Origin of the sequence: Thermonema rossianum DSM 10300 (assembly GCF_000426825.1) — a bacterium.
GTDB lineage: Bacteria > Bacteroidota > Bacteroidia > Cytophagales > Thermonemataceae > Thermonema > Thermonema rossianum.
This window is the reverse complement of record NZ_KE384579.1, coordinates 192,841-209,185: the sequence shown is the minus strand read 5'-3', so window position 1 is coordinate 209,185 and position 16,345 is coordinate 192,841. Positions and strand designations below refer to the sequence as shown.

At 49.3% G+C, this 16,345-nt stretch carries 9 protein-coding genes; 4 read left to right on the top strand and 5 right to left on the bottom strand.

Annotation, left to right across the window (positions count from 1 at the left end; all coding sequences use genetic code 11):
* Positions 1–7: 7 nt before the first annotated feature.
* From K384_RS12515 to K384_RS12495, 5 genes are all read right to left on the bottom strand, one after another.
* Positions 8–637 (bottom strand): hypothetical protein, encoded by a 630-nt coding sequence (locus K384_RS12515; RefSeq protein ID WP_038032842.1) that lies wholly within the window; start codon positions 635–637, stop codon positions 8–10.
* Between the two features lie 5 nt (positions 638–642).
* Complete coding sequence (rpoN, locus tag K384_RS12510; RefSeq protein WP_038032841.1) at positions 643–2,127, bottom strand: RNA polymerase factor sigma-54; 1,485 nt, start codon at positions 2,125–2,127, stop codon at positions 643–645.
* Positions 2,128–2,235: 108 nt separating this feature from the next.
* Positions 2,236–4,428, bottom strand: coding sequence for a ribonuclease R (rnr, locus tag K384_RS12505; protein WP_245605310.1), 2,193 nt, complete (start codon positions 4,426–4,428; stop codon positions 2,236–2,238).
* 133 nt (positions 4,429–4,561) lie between these two features.
* Entirely contained in the window at positions 4,562–6,463 is a 1,902-nt protein-coding gene (locus K384_RS12500; RefSeq protein ID WP_456243269.1) for an ABC transporter ATP-binding protein, read from the bottom strand.
* 159 nt (positions 6,464–6,622) lie between these two features.
* The gene (locus tag K384_RS12495) at positions 6,623–8,152 is read right to left on the bottom strand and encodes a hypothetical protein (protein WP_038032838.1); all 1,530 of its coding nucleotides are present in this window, start codon (positions 8,150–8,152) and stop codon (positions 6,623–6,625) included.
* A 232-nt stretch (positions 8,153–8,384) separates the two neighbouring features.
* On the opposite strand from K384_RS12495, the gene gap reads away from it, so the two are divergent.
* The 4 genes from gap (at position 8,385) to recQ (ending at position 16,336) form a co-directional block, all read left to right on the top strand.
* A complete protein-coding gene (gene gap, locus K384_RS12490; RefSeq protein WP_038032837.1) occupies positions 8,385–9,413 on the top strand; it encodes a type I glyceraldehyde-3-phosphate dehydrogenase in 1,029 nt (342 codons plus the stop codon).
* 213 nt (positions 9,414–9,626) lie between these two features.
* Positions 9,627–12,353, top strand: coding sequence for a 2-oxoglutarate dehydrogenase E1 component (locus K384_RS12485; protein WP_038032835.1), 2,727 nt, complete (start codon positions 9,627–9,629; stop codon positions 12,351–12,353).
* An 87-nt stretch (positions 12,354–12,440) separates the two neighbouring features.
* Positions 12,441–13,970: a 2-oxoglutarate dehydrogenase complex dihydrolipoyllysine-residue succinyltransferase gene (odhB, locus tag K384_RS12480; RefSeq protein WP_038032833.1), complete on the top strand. Its 1,530-nt coding sequence runs from the start codon at positions 12,441–12,443 to the stop codon at positions 13,968–13,970.
* Between the two features lie 161 nt (positions 13,971–14,131).
* Complete coding sequence (gene recQ, locus K384_RS12475; protein WP_038032831.1) at positions 14,132–16,336, top strand: DNA helicase RecQ; 2,205 nt, start codon at positions 14,132–14,134, stop codon at positions 16,334–16,336.
* Positions 16,337–16,345 lie beyond the last annotated feature (9 nt).

Genomic DNA, 16,345 nt, shown 5'->3' with positions numbered 1-16,345 from the left:
CAAGCACTCACAAACCACAAGCCGTATAGCAATAGGTTGCCCACATAGCCACCATGCCTGTCCCGTACCCACCCATAAGCTGCATGTGCGAATGGGCATCGAGTTCCAAACGGGCGGCATAAACCCAGCCGCTTGCCCAAATGGAAGCAATCAAGGGGAATAGCCATGCCGTACGGTGTGTGTGATAAGCCAAAGCAGCAAAAAAAGCGGTAGCGCCGCCCAATGCCAAAGTATGCAGGCTTATCTTGGATAACTCGTTGAGCAAGAAAGCCAAGAGCAAACCAAGCGCTACTCCTGCCGGCAAGGCTTGCAGACGGGCATCCAGCTCCCAGAAGTGCATAGCCCAAGCCGAAAGAATATATACCGCCAACAAACAAAGCAGGGGCAAGCGCCGTTCGCGGGCTTGTTCCATCTCCCATGTTTTGATGATGCGCGCTTGTTTAAAGAGAAACAATAAAACGGCAGGCAACAGGAGCCAGCAGATGGCTGACAGCCTCAGAAGCAGTGCCGGCAGCTGTTTGCTCCATAAAAAAAACGAGGAAGCATAAAAATGCAGCACTACGAAAAGCATCAGCCACGGCACCCACAAGGGATGAAAAAGCACTGACAGTATCCAAGCCCAGCGGGGTCGTTTCATGCAAACTACAGTTCTTTGCGCAAGCGTGCCACAGGAATCCCCAATTGCTCGCGGTACTTGGCTACCGTACGGCGTGCTATCTTATAACCTCGCTCTTTGAGCAGTTGCTCAAGTTTCTCGTCGGAGTAAGGGGCGCTTTTGTCTTCGTTGTCCACCAACTCTTTCAACACATGCTTGACCTCACGGCTGCTGGCTTCGCCCCCATCTTTGGTTTCTATGCCTTCCGAGAAGAAGTATTTCAGAGGGTAAATGCCGAAGTCGGTTTGCACGGTTTTGCTGCTTGCCACGCGCGAGACCGTCGATATATCCATGCCTATTTTATCGGCAATATCTTTCAAAATCATGGGTTTTAGCTTCGACTCGTCGCCTTCTAAAAAGAACTCCTTTTGATGCTCTACAATAGCATTCATGGTGCGCAACAGGGTATCTTGCCGCTGTTTGATGGCATCGATGAACCACTTGGCAGAGTCAAGCTTTTGTTTCACAAACGAAATGGTTTCTTTCAGCTTTTTGTCTTTTTTGTCGCTGTTGTCGTATTGCTGCAGCATCTCGGCATACACCCGGTTGATGCGCAGTTCCGGGGCATTTTTTGAGTTCAGGCTTACTTCGAGCTGTCCGTTGCGGTTTTTTACAATAAAATCCGGAATGATGTATTGGTTGCGTACGAAAGAATTACCCGACACCTCACCCGGCTTGGGGTTCAGTTTGGTAATCAAATGGACGGCTTCGCGCAACGCTTCATCGCTAAGGTTCAGCTTGCTTTGTATCTTATCGTAGTGTTTCTTTTTGAATTCGTTGAAACATTTGCGCAATATTAACAGCGCGTTATGTACGTGTTGTTGTTCTTCTTCGGTAAGAAACTCTTCCTCCAGCTTGCGCTCCAGTTGAATCATCAGGCACTCTTTCAAGTCACGGGCAGCGATGCCGGGCGGGTCGCAACGCTGCACCTTTTTGAGCACCTCTTCTATCTCTTGTTCCGTCACTGCCACGTTTTGCGTAAGCATCAGGTCATAGCGCAGCCCTTTCAAGTCACGCCGCAAGTAGCCGTCGCTATCGAGGCTGCCTATGATTTGCCGGGCTATGATTTGTTGTTTTTCGTCCAAATCCAAGAAGCCTATTTGACGCTCGAGGCTTTCGAGCAAAGAGGCGCTGCTGACGATGGGCACCTCTTTGTCATCGTCATCATCCGGTGAATAGTTCGAGTAATCCGAACTGTAGCCATTCTTTACGTCTTCGTGCTCGAGATACTCTTCTATGCTGATTTCTTCCTGCACATCTTCCAGCTCTTCGGATTCATAATTTTCTTCTTCCGCCTCGAAATTGTAAGGGTCTTCTTCCGGGCTGCCCTCTTCAAGCAGTGGATTGGATGCCAATTCTTCCTGTACTCTTGCCTCCAGTTCCACACTGGGGATTTGCAACAGCTTGATGTATTGTATCTGTTGAGGCGAAAGCTTTTGCGTCTGTATCTGTTTCAGGTCTAATTTTTGCATAACCCCTGCTTCACTTTAAGATTGAAGTAGTTAAAGTTAAAAAAAAATGCGGATACTTCCAGCGGGAAGCTCCACATTTTTCAATCAAAGGCACATTTTTTGCTTGTCTTATTCCACCAACAACAGGTCTATGGTACGGGCTGCCAAGCTGGTGGCTTTCACCTTTACTTTCACCTTGTCGCCAAAGGCTATGATGCGTTTGGTTTTACGCCCTACCAGACGGTAGTTTTCGTGGTCCAACTCGTAATAGTCTCCTTGCAGGTCGCTCATTGCCACCCGTCCTTCGCACTTGGTTTGCACAATTTCCACATACACCCCGTGTTCGGTTACTCCCGTCACAATGCCGTCAAAGACCTCGTCGGTACGGTTCTGCATAAATTCCACCTGCTTGTATTTAATGGAAGCACGCTCTGCCTCTTCGGCACGACGCTCCATTTCGGAAGCATGCTCGCAATACGACTCGTATTCTTCTTTATTGACCGATTGCCCCTTGTGCAAATAGTGCCACAGCAGGCGGTGTACCATCATGTCGGGGTAGCGGCGAATGGGTGAAGTAAAATGGGTGTAATGGTCGAAAGCCAAGCCAAAGTGACCCAAAGGCTCAGTGGTATATCTGGCTTTCGACATGGTGCGAATAGCCAGCGATTCAATAAAGTTTTGCTCCGGTTTGCCTTCTACGGCTTCGGTCAGGGCATTGTAGGATTGCGCCAAACGCCGCGGGTCGCTGGTGTCGAGCTTATATCCGAATTTGGCAATAAACTTGGCAAAGGTTTCGAGACGGTCTTCGACCGGCGGTTCGTGTACCCGGTACACCATAGTCAAACGCGGCTCTTTCTTTTTCAGATTATAGACAAACTCTGCCACTTTGCGGTTGGCAAGCAGCATCCATTCTTCTATCATCTTGTGCGCGTCTTTGCGTATTTTGGGTACCACCTCCAGCGGGGTGCCGTCTTGTGCCAGGCGGAAGCGCACCTCTACGGTCTCGAAGCTGATGGCGCCATGCTCAAAACGGCGTTTGCGCAGTATTTTTGCCAGGCGGTTGAGTGTGCGTATCTTTCCGGCAAAGTCGCCTTTGCCCGTTTCTATGCGCTCTTGTGCTTCTTCGTAGGTGAAGCGGCGCTGCGAATGGATGATGGTTCTGCCAAACCAGCTGTTGAGCACACGGGCGTTCTTGTCCACTTCAAAAACTGCCGAAAAAGTGAGACGGTCTTCATGTGGGCGTAAAGAACACAGGTCATTGGAAAGGCGTTCGGGCAGCATGGGCACCACCCGGTCCACCAAATACACGGAAGTGGCGCGCTGAAAAGCTTCTTTGTCCAAAACAGAACCCGGCTTCACATAGTAGGTGACGTCGGCAATGTGTACGCCCACTTCCCAGTTTCCATTCTCCAGCTTGCGAATAGAAAGGGCATCGTCAAAGTCTTTGGCATCTTCGGGGTCTATGGTAAAAGTAGGGATGCCACGGAAATCGCGCCGCCGGGCAATTTCGGCTTTCGGTATTTTGGCAGATATCTTTTCGGCTGCCTGTTCTACCCTCTTAGGAAACTCATAAGGCAAATTATACTCTGCCATGATGGCATGCATTTCGGTATTGTGGTCACCGGCTTTGCCCAATATGCTCACGACCTTTCCCACGGGTTTTTTGCCGTTCTTGGGCCATTTCACTATCTCCACAATCACCTTGTCGTCGGTTTGAGCCCCGTGCAACGATTCTTTCGGCACAAAGATGTCCATGTAATAACGGCGGCTGTCGGGCTCCACAAAACCAAACTCACCGGAACGGTCTATGGTCAAGCGCCCGACGATGCGGTTGTGCTTCCGTTCCAGGATTTCCAGTACTTTGCCTTCGGGGTTCAGCCCCTTCTCCGAATCGAAATAAGCGACTTTCACCACATCGCCATCGAAGGCGGTATTCAGGTCTTCGACCGATACCCACACGTCGGGCAGTGCCGGGTCTTTGGGTACTACAAAAGCGTAGTAAGGGCTGGATTGGTCCACCACCCCCACGAGCACATTCTGGCGCTCCAGCGCCGAACGCATGCGCCCGTCGGATGTAAAATACAGATGTCCTTCATCGAGCAGTTCTTCGACTGCCTGCATCACTGCCCGTTTGCTTTTTTTGCCTTCGGCATGCAGCTTACGCATGATGGTACGTATGGAATAGCCATGTTTCAAAGGCTCTTCCATCACTTTTAATATCTGTTCTTTCAGTTGCTTTATGTCAACTGTGGCTTTGTTTTTTCTTTTGCGCTTGGTAACAAGCTTTGCTTTTATTTTTTTCTTCTTTCTTGTCATAGTCATTGATTTCATTCATTTAAAACACAAAGTAAAAAAGATGGGTACTCCCCGGCGCAATAAGAGCCTGCCGGGCAGTTCGCTTTTTCTTTGTTTAGGTGGGAAGTGGATTGTTTATTTTACTCATCCTGCGTCGTTTTCATGGGGTGCTGTGGGTACGGCTGCCGCGAATCGAAGTTCTTTCTTCAATATTCTTCCTGATGGCAATAATATCACCTTTGGGTATGGCATCCAAAAGTGCCCGGGTATAAGGATGCGAGGGGTTTTCAAAAATCTGTCGATTATCTCCTGTCTCAATAATCTTGCCATCCTTCATGACCATCACCCGGTCGGCAATAAAACGAATGACGGCAAGGTCGTGGGAAATAAAGATAGACGAAAAATGATATTGTTCTTTCAGTTCGTTGATAAGATTCAGCACTTCGGCTTGTACCGACACATCCAAGGCAGACACCGATTCGTCAAAGATAATAAATTGAGGGTCGGTAGCCAAAGCCCGTGCAATGCAAATGCGCTGGCGCTGTCCTCCCGAAAACTCGTGAGGGTAGCGGTGAAAGACATGGCGGGGGTCCAAGCCCACGTCTTCCAAGAGTTTAAAGGCACGCTCTTTTTGCTCTTTGGCGCTTCCATATAGTTTAAACAGGCGCATGGGCTCGGTCAATATCTCGCCTATACTCATGCGCGGATTGAGCGAAGCAAAGGGGTCTTGGAAAACAATCTGCATATAACGCCGCAGGGGACGCATGGCGCGCTCACTCAACGCAAAAAGGTCATGATAGTGCATGCTTCCGTCTCCGGTACGCACTCCAAACTCCACACGCCCACCATCGGCTTCCAGAAGGCGTAGAATCAGGCGGCTCAAAGTAGATTTGCCACATCCCGACTCGCCCACCAAACCGACGGTCTCTCCCTTGAAGACTTCGAAACTCACATTGTCAACGGCAACGAAGCGTTCCTTGCCCCTTTTGTCTTTCTTTTTCACCCAGAAGGTCTTGGTCAGCCCTTCCACTTTAAGCACAGGCAAGGGCGGCTCGGGCTGTTCGCTTTGCGATAACTCTTCTTCAATGTCTATCATCGAAAAGATGGTTTCGCCAATACCTATGTTATCCACCTTTTTGGCTTTCACATTGCCTTGGGCATCCACCTCAATGAAATCTGCAATGGTGGGCAGGCGCGTCAGGCGTGTAACGGAGGTATCCAGGAAACTCAAATCCACCCGTGGGCGGCAAGAGAAAAGACCTCGCGTATAAGGGTCTTTCGGGTTGTCGAAGATAGTGAGCACATCTTCCAGTTCGCGCTGCTTGCCTCGATACATCACCATCACGCGGTCCGACACTTCGGCAACCACCCCCAAGTCATGGCTGATGAACAAAACCGATATATCTTCCCGGCAGGTCAACTCTTGAAAAATATCGAGAATGGCTCGCTGGGTACTCACATCTAAGGCGGTGGTAGGCTCATCGGCGATAATAAGCTCCGGGTCGCAAGCCAAAGCCATGGCAATCATGACTCTTTGTTTCTGCCCCCCGGACAGTTGATGCGGAAAAGAGTGATAGATTTTTTCGAGTTGCGCCATGGCAGCTTCGTCGCTGTCGCCTTCATCGCGACTATCCAGATGCACATCGCGGAACTTACGAAACACCAGCTGGCGCGCCTCCTCCTTGCTCAAGTCGGGGCGATGCAGGCGGATGGCTTCCATCACCTGGTCCCCGCAGGTCATCACGGGGTTGAGCGAAGTCATGGGCTCCTGAAAGACCATGGCTATTTCCCCCCCTCGAATCGAGCGCATTTGTTTTGGGGACAGGCTCAGCAAATCCACCCACCCCAAGCTATTGGAATTGAACCATATCTCACCACTCACCTTGGCATTGGATGCCAGCAAGCCCATAATAGCCAATGAGGTCACTGACTTGCCGGAACCCGACTCTCCCACGATACTCAAGGTGCTTCCCTTCTCCAAATCGAACGACACATTGTCAACCGCCAGAAAACTCCCTTTCTCGGAAGTAAACTCAACACGAAGGTTTTTTACCGAAAGCAAAAGATTTGACTCTTTATCCATAATACGCGCAAAATATATACAAGGTATGTAGCGTAAATTTCAGAATTTATATTCAAATCATCAAAACAAGTAGCCACAGCGGCAGTTTTGCCTGTATGATTGGATTGGGAAAATAGAAAAACAAGTGCAAAAGCGCACCTACTTCTCTGTTTTTTTCTTCTTGGGTCTGCCACGTTTTCCCAGAGGCTCACGCACAAGGTCCATGGTCATGGCGTCCCACAACACCTGATAAGGAATGATTTCCCACTCGCCGAAGTAGTCTTCTCCCGGCTCGCCTTGCCATTCTGAAAGCTGTTTTTGGGTGTATCTTCCTTTATTGCGGCTGCTTTTCTGTTTGAAGTCGTTGTCAAGCATGATTTTAAGCGCCCGGAAAAAAAGACGGGTACGCGGCGAAATGTTGGCGCGCAGGTTACGGTTGGTGTATTTTTGCAACAGGGCAACCCGCTCCTGCACCGCTTCGTAGTCTTGCATACGCACCGCGTAGGCTATTTGCAAGATTAAAAGCGGCACGTGAAAGGTCAACTGGTGACGGTCATAATCAGGCAAGCGTTTATAGTAGGTCTCCACATCAAAGAGATGATGCAGACGTTTGTCGCCGGTGATATACGCCAGATAAGCAGCCATCAGTTCCCACATACGCCTGCTTTCTTGGGGCAGCTGTTGCATATATTCATTATTGAAAGCGGCATAAATCAGCTTTTCAGCCCCTTCGTAATCGCCGGCAAAGCAAGCCAATCGCACATAAACCGCATGAAAATCGAACCAGCTTTCAGATGCTTGCGGAAACAGGGGGGCATAACGCTTGGCAAGGTTTAAGCCCTCCTCTATACGGAAGGTATTCAGGCAAGCTTCCAATTCCAAAGTGCGGTGATACCATAGGTCGAAACGGTACGAAAAGATGATGTGTTCACTCTGTATGGCATCCACCTCTTTCAGAAACTCAAGCATGCTTTCATACTCCCCTTTGTAACGGTAGATAGCCACTTGCAGTCCATAGTAAAGCTCAAATACATTGTAATTGCCCGTTTGCTCCCATATGCTGCGCAAGGAAGCGGCAATCCCCCGGGCTTCCTCCATGAAACGTGTACGTGAGAAATAAGACTTGCGCAAAGTAGCCATTGCCAGACGATAAGCATCTTGCGCCTCTTCTTCTATGTTTCGTTGCTCCCGTAAACGCTCAATCAAAGATTGCATCTGGCGGTAAGCAGGAAAGTTATGCTCCTGTATATAATAGTCTATCAAAAAGTTGGCAATCAGATAGGCTATCTGCGTAAAGGCATTTTCTTCTGCATGCAACAGTGCCTTGCGCAACACCTTCTCTCCCATCTTTGCATAGCCCTCTTCCATGAGTATGCGGGCTTTGAGAAGGGTTTCCCACAATGAAAGCTCATTCTTCCAACGGGGCTTCACGCCTATCCTCTCCAAATCGATGAAATATAGATGATTAAGCAATTTCTGCTTAAGTCTGTATTTCAAAGATTTGTACCTGACGTCTTTACCGTCGGTGCCATACATCCCGGCGGCTGCTTCGTCGTCGGTACGAAAGTCGCCCTGCTTAATATGCAAAAGAAGTTCTTCTTCTTTATTTTTCTTTTCAAAATTCAACACCGGCAGATTCTGCAGGGTTTTATTTTCCACGATTTCATAAAGCTTTATAATGTCTTTCATATTCAATTGTTTTGTAAAGAAAAACAAAATCTGTTCAACAAAGATATAAGGATGCTTTTAATTGTAACAATTAAGATGCTTTTTTTATTTCTATTTTTATTTTTTTCTTTTTCACTTTCATGGCTGCCCCACAGAAGCTTGGCTTCATATATCAATATATATTTTGTAATATTGCAGCGTCGTACCGAGAGTACAACACCATAAGTTTCACTTATCAAACCTAAGCGTTGCCATGTCAAATAAACTAAAAGTAGCCATCAACGGCTTTGGGCGCATCGGGCGTCTGTCGTTCCGTGCCATGCTGCAAAAAGAGAACGTAGAGGTTGTAGCCATCAACGACCTTACGGATAGCGCAACCCTGGCGCATCTGCTGAAATATGATTCTGTGCACGGGCAGTTCCCCGGCACGGTAGAAGCCCACGCCGAAGGTATCGTTGTCAACGGCACCCTTATTAAAGTATATGCCGAGAAAGAACCTGCCAAGCTGCCTTGGGGCGAGCTGGGCATAGACGTAGTGCTGGAATCTACCGGCCGCTTCTTGGATTACGACAGCGCACATGGTCACATTGCTGCCGGTGCCAAGCGCGTGATTCTTTCAGCACCCACCAAGTCGCCCGACAAAGTGCCTACTGTCGTGCTGGGCGTAAATGACGATATCCTGACCGGCGAGGAACTCATCGTATCCAATGCATCTTGCACCACCAACTGCCTGGCACCCATGGCCAAGGTACTCGACGAAGTGTTCGGCATCGAAAGCGGTTACATGACCACCGTACACGCCTATACTGCCGACCAGCGCCTGCAAGATGCGCCGCACAAAGACCTGCGCCGTGCACGTGCTGCTGCTTACTCTATAGTACCTACCAGCACCGGTGCCGCCAAAGCCGTAGGCTTGGTATTGCCTCAGCTGAAAGGCAAGCTGGATGGCATCGCCATGCGGGTGCCCATTCCTGATGGCTCGGTAACCGACCTGACCGTAGTATTGAAAAAAGATGCCGACAAAGAAAGCATCAATAAAGCGATGAAAGAGGCAGCCGAAGGTGCACTGAAAGGCATCTTGGCATATACCGAAGACCCCATCGTGTCTATCGACATTGTAGGCAACCCGCACTCCTGCATCTTCGATGCCGGTTTGACCAGCGTAAACGGACGCCTGGTAAAGGTTGTAGGTTGGTATGATAATGAGTTCGGTTACTCCAACCGCATTGCTGACCTCATCGAGAAAGTAGGCATTCTGATGCGCAACAAAGTCAACGCCTAAGCAAAACAAACATATAGTCACCATGCAAAAGCCCTCTTGCAACACTGCAGGGGGGCTTCTTGTTTTTTTCAGAAGATCCTTTTTTAAAGGCTGCCCACTTAAACACAACACTCTCTCTATCAACAATATTTGCTAAAACGAATAAGGGTTTTTCATATTAAACACAAAGCCTTACCTTTGTATTTAGTAAACCAAACCTCATTAGAGAACCCCATGGAGACTTTTTCTTATGTAGCCAATGCACACGGCAACTACATCGAGTCTTTGTATCAAGCATACAAGCAAGACCCGCAGTCGGTTGATACCAGCTGGCAGCGCTTTTTCGAGGGCTTCGAGTTTGCCCTGCAATATCATAGCAACGGCATGGCAAGCACCGACACCGAAAGCGTGCTTAGCAGCAAAGAGCTCAACGTATATCAGCTGATTCATGCCTACCGGAGCCGGGGACACCTCAAAGCCAAAACCAACCCGGTGAGGGAACGCAAAGACCGGCGCGCCATCCTGGAACTCGAATACTTCAACCTTAGCGAAGAAGATCTGGACAAAGAGTTCAACATAGGCGCGGAAATAGGCATCGGGCGTGCCAAGCTGCGTGACATCATCGCCGCCCTGCAGAAAATCTATACATCAAGCATCGGCTTTGAATACATGTACATCCGCGAGCCGGAAATTCTGCAGTGGTTCAAAGAAAAAGTAGAATACGAATCCATTCATTTCAACCCGGACATAGAATACAAAAAGCGCATCCTTCAAAAGCTGAACGAAGCCGTCGTATTCGAAAACTTCTTACATACAAAATACCTCGGACAAAAACGCTTCTCGCTGGAAGGTGGCGAAACCACCATCCCCGCACTCGATGCCATCATTAACCGCCTGGCTGACTTAGAAGCCAAGGAAATCATCATTGGCATGGCACACCGTGGGCGCCTCAACGTGCTTGCCAACATCATGGGCAAGACCTATGAGCAAATATTCAGCGAGTTCGAAGGCGCGGTTATCCCTGACTCTACCATGGGCGACGGCGACGTAAAATACCACATGGGCTTTGCCAGCCAAATCAAAACGCCCGCCGGCAAAGAAGTAAACCTGCGCTTGGCACCCAACCCTTCGCACCTCGAAGCCGTGGACCCCGTCGTTGAAGGGTATGCGCGTGCACAAATCGATGAGGAGTTTTTTGATAAAAAGTATGTTGTGCCGGTGCTCATTCATGGTGACGCTGCTATAGCAGGGCAAGGCATTGTTTACGAAGTGGCGCAGATGTCGCAGCTGGAGGGCTTCACTACCGGGGGTACCATCCACTTCGTCATCAACAACCAAGTGGGCTTTACCACTGACTTCGACGATGCCCGCTCAAGTATTTACTGTACCGACGTAGCCAAGGTAATCGACGCCCCTGTGTTGCACGTCAACGGCGACGACCCCGAAGCCGTGGTATTCTGTGCCCAAATTGCCGCCGAATTCCGCCAGAAGTTCCACCGCGATATCTTCATCGACATGGTGTGCTACCGCCGCCATGGGCACAACGAAACCGATGAACCCAAATTCACCCAACCCAAGCTTTACAATCTCATTGCCAAGCACCCCAACCCCCGCGAGGTGTATATAGAAAAACTCAAGCAGCAGGGCAGCTTGGATGCCAAGCTGGCAGAGCAGATGGAGCAAGAGTTCAAAAAGCTGCTCAATGACCGCTTCAATGAAGTGAAACAAAAACCGCTGCCTTACACTTACCTCCAGCTCGAAAAAGACTGGATGAAGCTGCGCAAAGCCACCGAAAAAGACTTTGAGCAGTCGCCCGAAACCGGCGTATCGCCCGAAGTCATCGAAAAGGTAGGCAAAGCACTTTGCACGGTGCCCGAAGGATTTAAACCTTTAAAGCAAATCAAAAAACTGCTTGCCGAGCGCGAGCGCATGTTCTTCCAAGACAAAGTGCTTGACTGGGCTTCTGCCGAACTGTTGGCCTACGGTTCTATTCTGTTGGAAGAAAAGATTGTGCGCCTTACCGGGCAAGACGTGCGACGCGGCACTTTCTCGCACCGTCATGCCGTTCTCCACGATTCGGAAACCAACGAACCTTACTTCAGCCTCAACCATATTGTACCTGACCAAAAGCAGCAGCTGCGTATTTACAACTCCTTGTTGTCGGAATACGGCGTGCTGGGCTTTGAGTTTGGCTATTCCATGGCCAATCCCAATGCTTTGGTGCTTTGGGAAGCCCAATTTGGCGACTTTGCCAACGGCGCCCAAGTGATGATAGACCAGTTCATATCTGCCACCGAAAGCAAATGGCAGCAAATGAACGGACTGGTGATGCTGCTGCCTCATGGTTACGAAGGGCAAGGACCTGAACACTCTTCTGCCCGTCTCGAGCGTTTCTTGCAGCTCTGTGCCGAGCTGAATATGGTGGTATGCAACATTACCAAAGCAGCCAACTTCTTCCATGTGTTGCGCCGTCAGCTGGCTTGGGAATTCCGCAAGCCATTGATTATCATGACACCCAAATCACTCTTGCGTCGTCAAGAGGTAGCCTCACCGGTGGAAGACTTTGTAAACGGCCGCTTCCTTGAAGTACTTGATGACCCCTATGCCGATCCCAAAAAGGTAACAACCGTATTGTTGTGTAGTGGCAAAATAGCCCTCGACTTGCAAGCCTATCAGCAGGAACACGAGCGCAAAGACGTAGCCATTGTGCGACTGGAGCAGCTCTACCCCTTCCCGCACAAACAGCTGGAGGCCGTGCTTGCCAAGTATCCCAAAGCGCATTTGCGCTGGGTGCAAGAAGAACCCCGCAACATGGGCGCCTACACCTACATTGTTACCAACTACAAACCTGTGGAAGGCATCAGCCGTAAAGCCAGCGCCTCACCGGCGACCGGCTACTACAAAGTGCACGTGAAAGAACAACAAGAAATTGTAGAAAAGGCTTTTGCCCCCGTGAAGTAGCATATCCGGCTGCCTGTGCCATCAAACACAGGCAGTCTTCCATTCAACTGTCAAACAGCATATACACAATAAAAACAACAGAAAACCATGAGCATGATTGAGCAAAAAGTCCCCACTCTTGGTGAATCCATCACAGAAGTAACCATTGGACAATGGCATAAAAAAGATGGCGACTACGTAGAAGCCGACGAGCTCATTTGCGAGCTTGAGTCAGACAAAGCGTCTTTTGAAGTAGTGGCAGAAGCCTCCGGCATCCTGCATATCGTAGCCCAAGAAGGCGAAACGGTACCCATCGGCGGCGTTATTTGTAAAATAGACACCCAAGCCGCCGGCAGCAGCGACAAACCCGCCGGTGATGCCAAGCAAGAAAGCGCAGCCAAAGAAAGTGCAGCCGATGCCCCCAAACCCACCGGGCAGGTAGTGGAAATGAAAGTACAACCCCTGGGCGAATCCATCAATGAAGTGGTACTGGGCAGCTGGCTCAAAGAAGACGGCGCCTTTGTGCAAACTGATGAAATTATTGCTGAAATAGAGTCCGACAAAGCCACTTTCGAACTGCCGGCCGAAGCTACCGGTATCCTGCGCCATGTGGCCAAGGCAGGTGACACCTTGAAGGTAGGCGACCTGATTTGCAAAATAGAGGTGATGGAGGGCGCCCCGCAAAGCGAAGAAAAAACTTCAGCACCGGCACAAGAGACCGCCGGACAAGGCAACGATTATGCTAAAGGCCACCCCTCGCCCGCAGCCAAAAAGATATTGGATGAAAAAGGAATCCCCTACGATCAGGTGAAAGGGACCGGACCGGGCGGACGCATCACCAAAGAAGACGCGCTTAAGGCAGAGAAAAAGACAGAAAGCAAACCCACTGCCGCCAACAAAGCACAAGAGGAAGCTCCTGCCAAGCCGGCAGCCGGCAGCCGCAACGAACGCCGCCAGCGCATGTCTTCGCTGCGCAAAACCATTGCCCGCCGCTTGGTGGCTGTGAAAAACGAAACAGCCATGCTCACCACCTTCAATGAGGTGAACATGCAGCCTATCATGGACTTGCGCAAGCAATACAAAGACAAGTTTAAAGAAAAGTACGGCGTAGGCTTGGGCTTCATGTCCTTCTTTACCAAGGCTTGCTGCATTGCCCTTCAAGAGTGGCCCGCCGTGAATGCCCGCATCGACGGCGACGAAATCGTATATCACGACTATTGCGACATCTCCATTGCCGTTTCTACCGACCGTGGCTTGGTGGTGCCTGTCATACGGAATGCCGAACAAATGACTTTTGATGAAATTGAAAAAGAAATCATACGTTTGGCAACAAAAGCCCGCGAAGGCAAATTGAGCATAGAAGAAATGCAAGGGGGCACCTTTACCATCACCAATGGCGGCGTGTTTGGCTCTATGCTGTCCACACCCATCATCAATGCACCACAGTCGGCCATTTTGGGAATGCACAATATCGTAGAACGTCCTATTGCAGTAAACGGAGAAGTCAAAATAGCACCGGTTATGTACGTGGCTCTGTCTTATGACCACCGTATCATCGACGGCCGCGAATCGGTAAGCTTCTTGTATAGAGTAAAAGAGTTGCTTGAAGACCCCGCACGTATGCTTATTGGTGTATAAGTGCAGCATACAAAGCTACTTTTAAGCAAAAAATTACATCTTACAAAGCTGTTTTTTTAAATTTTTATAGTTTCGTGATTCCTAAGAGAGAAGCAGTCAACTGCTTCTCTTCTTTTTGTTTATCTTTGTAATAAGGACTTATTAAACGGATAGATGGGACTATGTCGGTAGGACAGAAAAACACTCAGCTGAAAAGCAAACTCAAGGAAATTTTTGGTTATAATCAATTCCGCGGCAACCAAGAGCAAATCATCGAAAACCTCCTGGCAGGCAAGCATACTTTCGTAATTATGCCCACAGGTGCCGGTAAATCGCTCTGTTATCAGCTGCCTGCGGTTATCATGGAGGGCACGGCCCTGGTTATTTCACCGCTCATTGCACTCATGAAAAACCAAGTGGACCAGCTCAATGCGGTAGGCGTAGAAGCTCATTTCTTAAACTCAACCCTTTCCAAATCGGAAGTACAACAAGTAAGAGAAAGCGTATTGGCCGGCACTACCAAGCTGTTGTACGTAGCGCCTGAGTCCTTAGGTAAGGAAGAAAACCTGGAGCTTTTCAAGCAAGCCAAAATATCCTTTATTGCAGTAGATGAAGCGCACTGTATCTCAGAATGGGGGCATGATTTCCGCCCCGAATACCGCAAGATAAGAAGCGTGATAGACCAGATTGGCGAACTGCCCATTATTGCACTGACTGCCACTGCTACCCCTAAAGTACAGCAAGACATTATCAAAAACCTGGGCATTGAAGATGCCACCGTATTTAAGTCATCATTCAACCGCCCCAACCTTTATTACGAAGTACGCCCCAAAATAGAAAGCGAAAAGCAACTGATTCGCTTCATCAAAAAACACAAAGGCAAATCCGGCATTGTGTATTGCCTGAGCCGCAAGACCGTAGAAGAAATAGCCGAGCTGCTCAATGTAAACGACATTAAAGCGCTGCCTTACCATGCCGGCCTCGACTCCGAAGTGCGCATGCGCAACCAAGATGCCTTCCTCAACGAAGAAGTAGATGTCATCGTAGCCACCATTGCCTTTGGCATGGGCATCGATAAACCCGACGTGCGCTTTGTCGTTCATTACGATGCACCCAAGTCTCTGGAAGGCTACTATCAAGAAACCGGACGCGCCGGGCGGGACGGCTTGGAAGGGCACTGCCTGCTGCTTTATAGCTACGACGATATTCAAAAGCTCGACAAGTTCAATAAAGACAAGCCTGTCACTGAACGCGACAATGCCAAATACCTGCTTTCCGAAATGGCCGATTATGCCGAATCGGGCGTTTGCCGCCGCCGGCAGTTGCTTCATTATTTCGGCGAGTACTACGAAGAGGAGAATTGCGAAATGTGTGACAACTGCACCAATCCTACTCCACAATTCAAAGTAGATAAAGAGATTCAGTGGGCATTAGAGGCAGTAGAAGCAACCGGCGAGCGCTTTGGTGTGGACCACCTCATCGATGTGCTCATGGGCGAACCCAACGACTACATCAAAAGCTACGAACACAACAAACTGCCGGTATATGGTAAAGGCAAAAAGCGCGATGCCAAGTTCTGGCGCTCTTTGTATCGTCAAATTCTTATCATGGGCTTCTTGTCAAAAGAAGTAGAACAACAGGTCATCTATAAACTCACGGAAAAAGGCAAGAAGTTCATAGCACACCCCTACATGGTGACCCTGCACGAAGACCACGATTATTCTAAAGCAACGCTCGAGGAGCTTGAAAAACAAGAAAACAGCGTGGCTACCCAAGCCAAAGCCTACGACGAAGTGCTTTATGACCTCCTGCGCAACCTGCGCAAGCGCATAGCCAAAGAAAAAGGCTTGCCACCTTATGTAATCTTTCAAGACATTTCGCTGGAAGAAATGGCTACCACCTACCCTACGACCGAACAAGAGCTCGAGCAAATCAACGGCGTAGGACGCGGCAAGGTAGTGAAGTTTGGGCGCCCCTTCCTCGAAGCCATACGCAACTACGTAGAAGAGCACGACATAGAAACGGCCAGCGAGGTTGTTGTCAAATCCACCCCTTCGCGCTCTAAAACAAAAATTTATATCATACAACAGATAGACCGCAAGATGGACCTTGAAGAGATAGCCGACAATCTGGATATGGAGTTCAGCGAACTGCTCGACGAAATAGAAAGCATTTGCTACTCCGGCGTGCGGCTCAATCTCGACTACTACATCAACCAGCTGCTGGAACCCGAGCGCCAAGAAGAGATTTACGATTTCTTCCGCAGCAGCGAAACCGACAACATAGACGAAGCCTTTGAAGATGCCCTGGCCGAATTTGAAGATGAATACACCGAAGAGGAGCTGCGACTCATGCGTATCAAGTTCATTTCGGAATTAGGCAACTAATTTTATCAT

Bases quoted from the DNA above. Each gene is read 5' to 3' on its own strand.
- K384_RS12515 (WP_038032842.1), bottom strand. From the start codon at position 637: ATGAAACGACCCCGCTGGGCTTGGATACTGTCAGTGCTTTTTCATCCC.
- rnr (WP_245605310.1), bottom strand. From the start codon at position 4,428: ATGACTATGACAAGAAAGAAGAAAAAAATAAAAGCAAAGCTTGTTACC.
- recQ (WP_038032831.1), top strand. From the start codon at position 14,132: ATGTCGGTAGGACAGAAAAACACTCAGCTGAAAAGCAAACTCAAGGAA.
- odhB (WP_038032833.1), top strand. From the start codon at position 12,441: ATGAGCATGATTGAGCAAAAAGTCCCCACTCTTGGTGAATCCATCACA.
- K384_RS12495 (WP_038032838.1), bottom strand. From the start codon at position 8,152: ATGAAAGACATTATAAAGCTTTATGAAATCGTGGAAAATAAAACCCTG.
- gap (WP_038032837.1), top strand. From the start codon at position 8,385: ATGTCAAATAAACTAAAAGTAGCCATCAACGGCTTTGGGCGCATCGGG.
- rpoN (WP_038032841.1), bottom strand. From the start codon at position 2,127: ATGCAAAAATTAGACCTGAAACAGATACAGACGCAAAAGCTTTCGCCT.
- K384_RS12485 (WP_038032835.1), top strand. From the start codon at position 9,627: ATGGAGACTTTTTCTTATGTAGCCAATGCACACGGCAACTACATCGAG.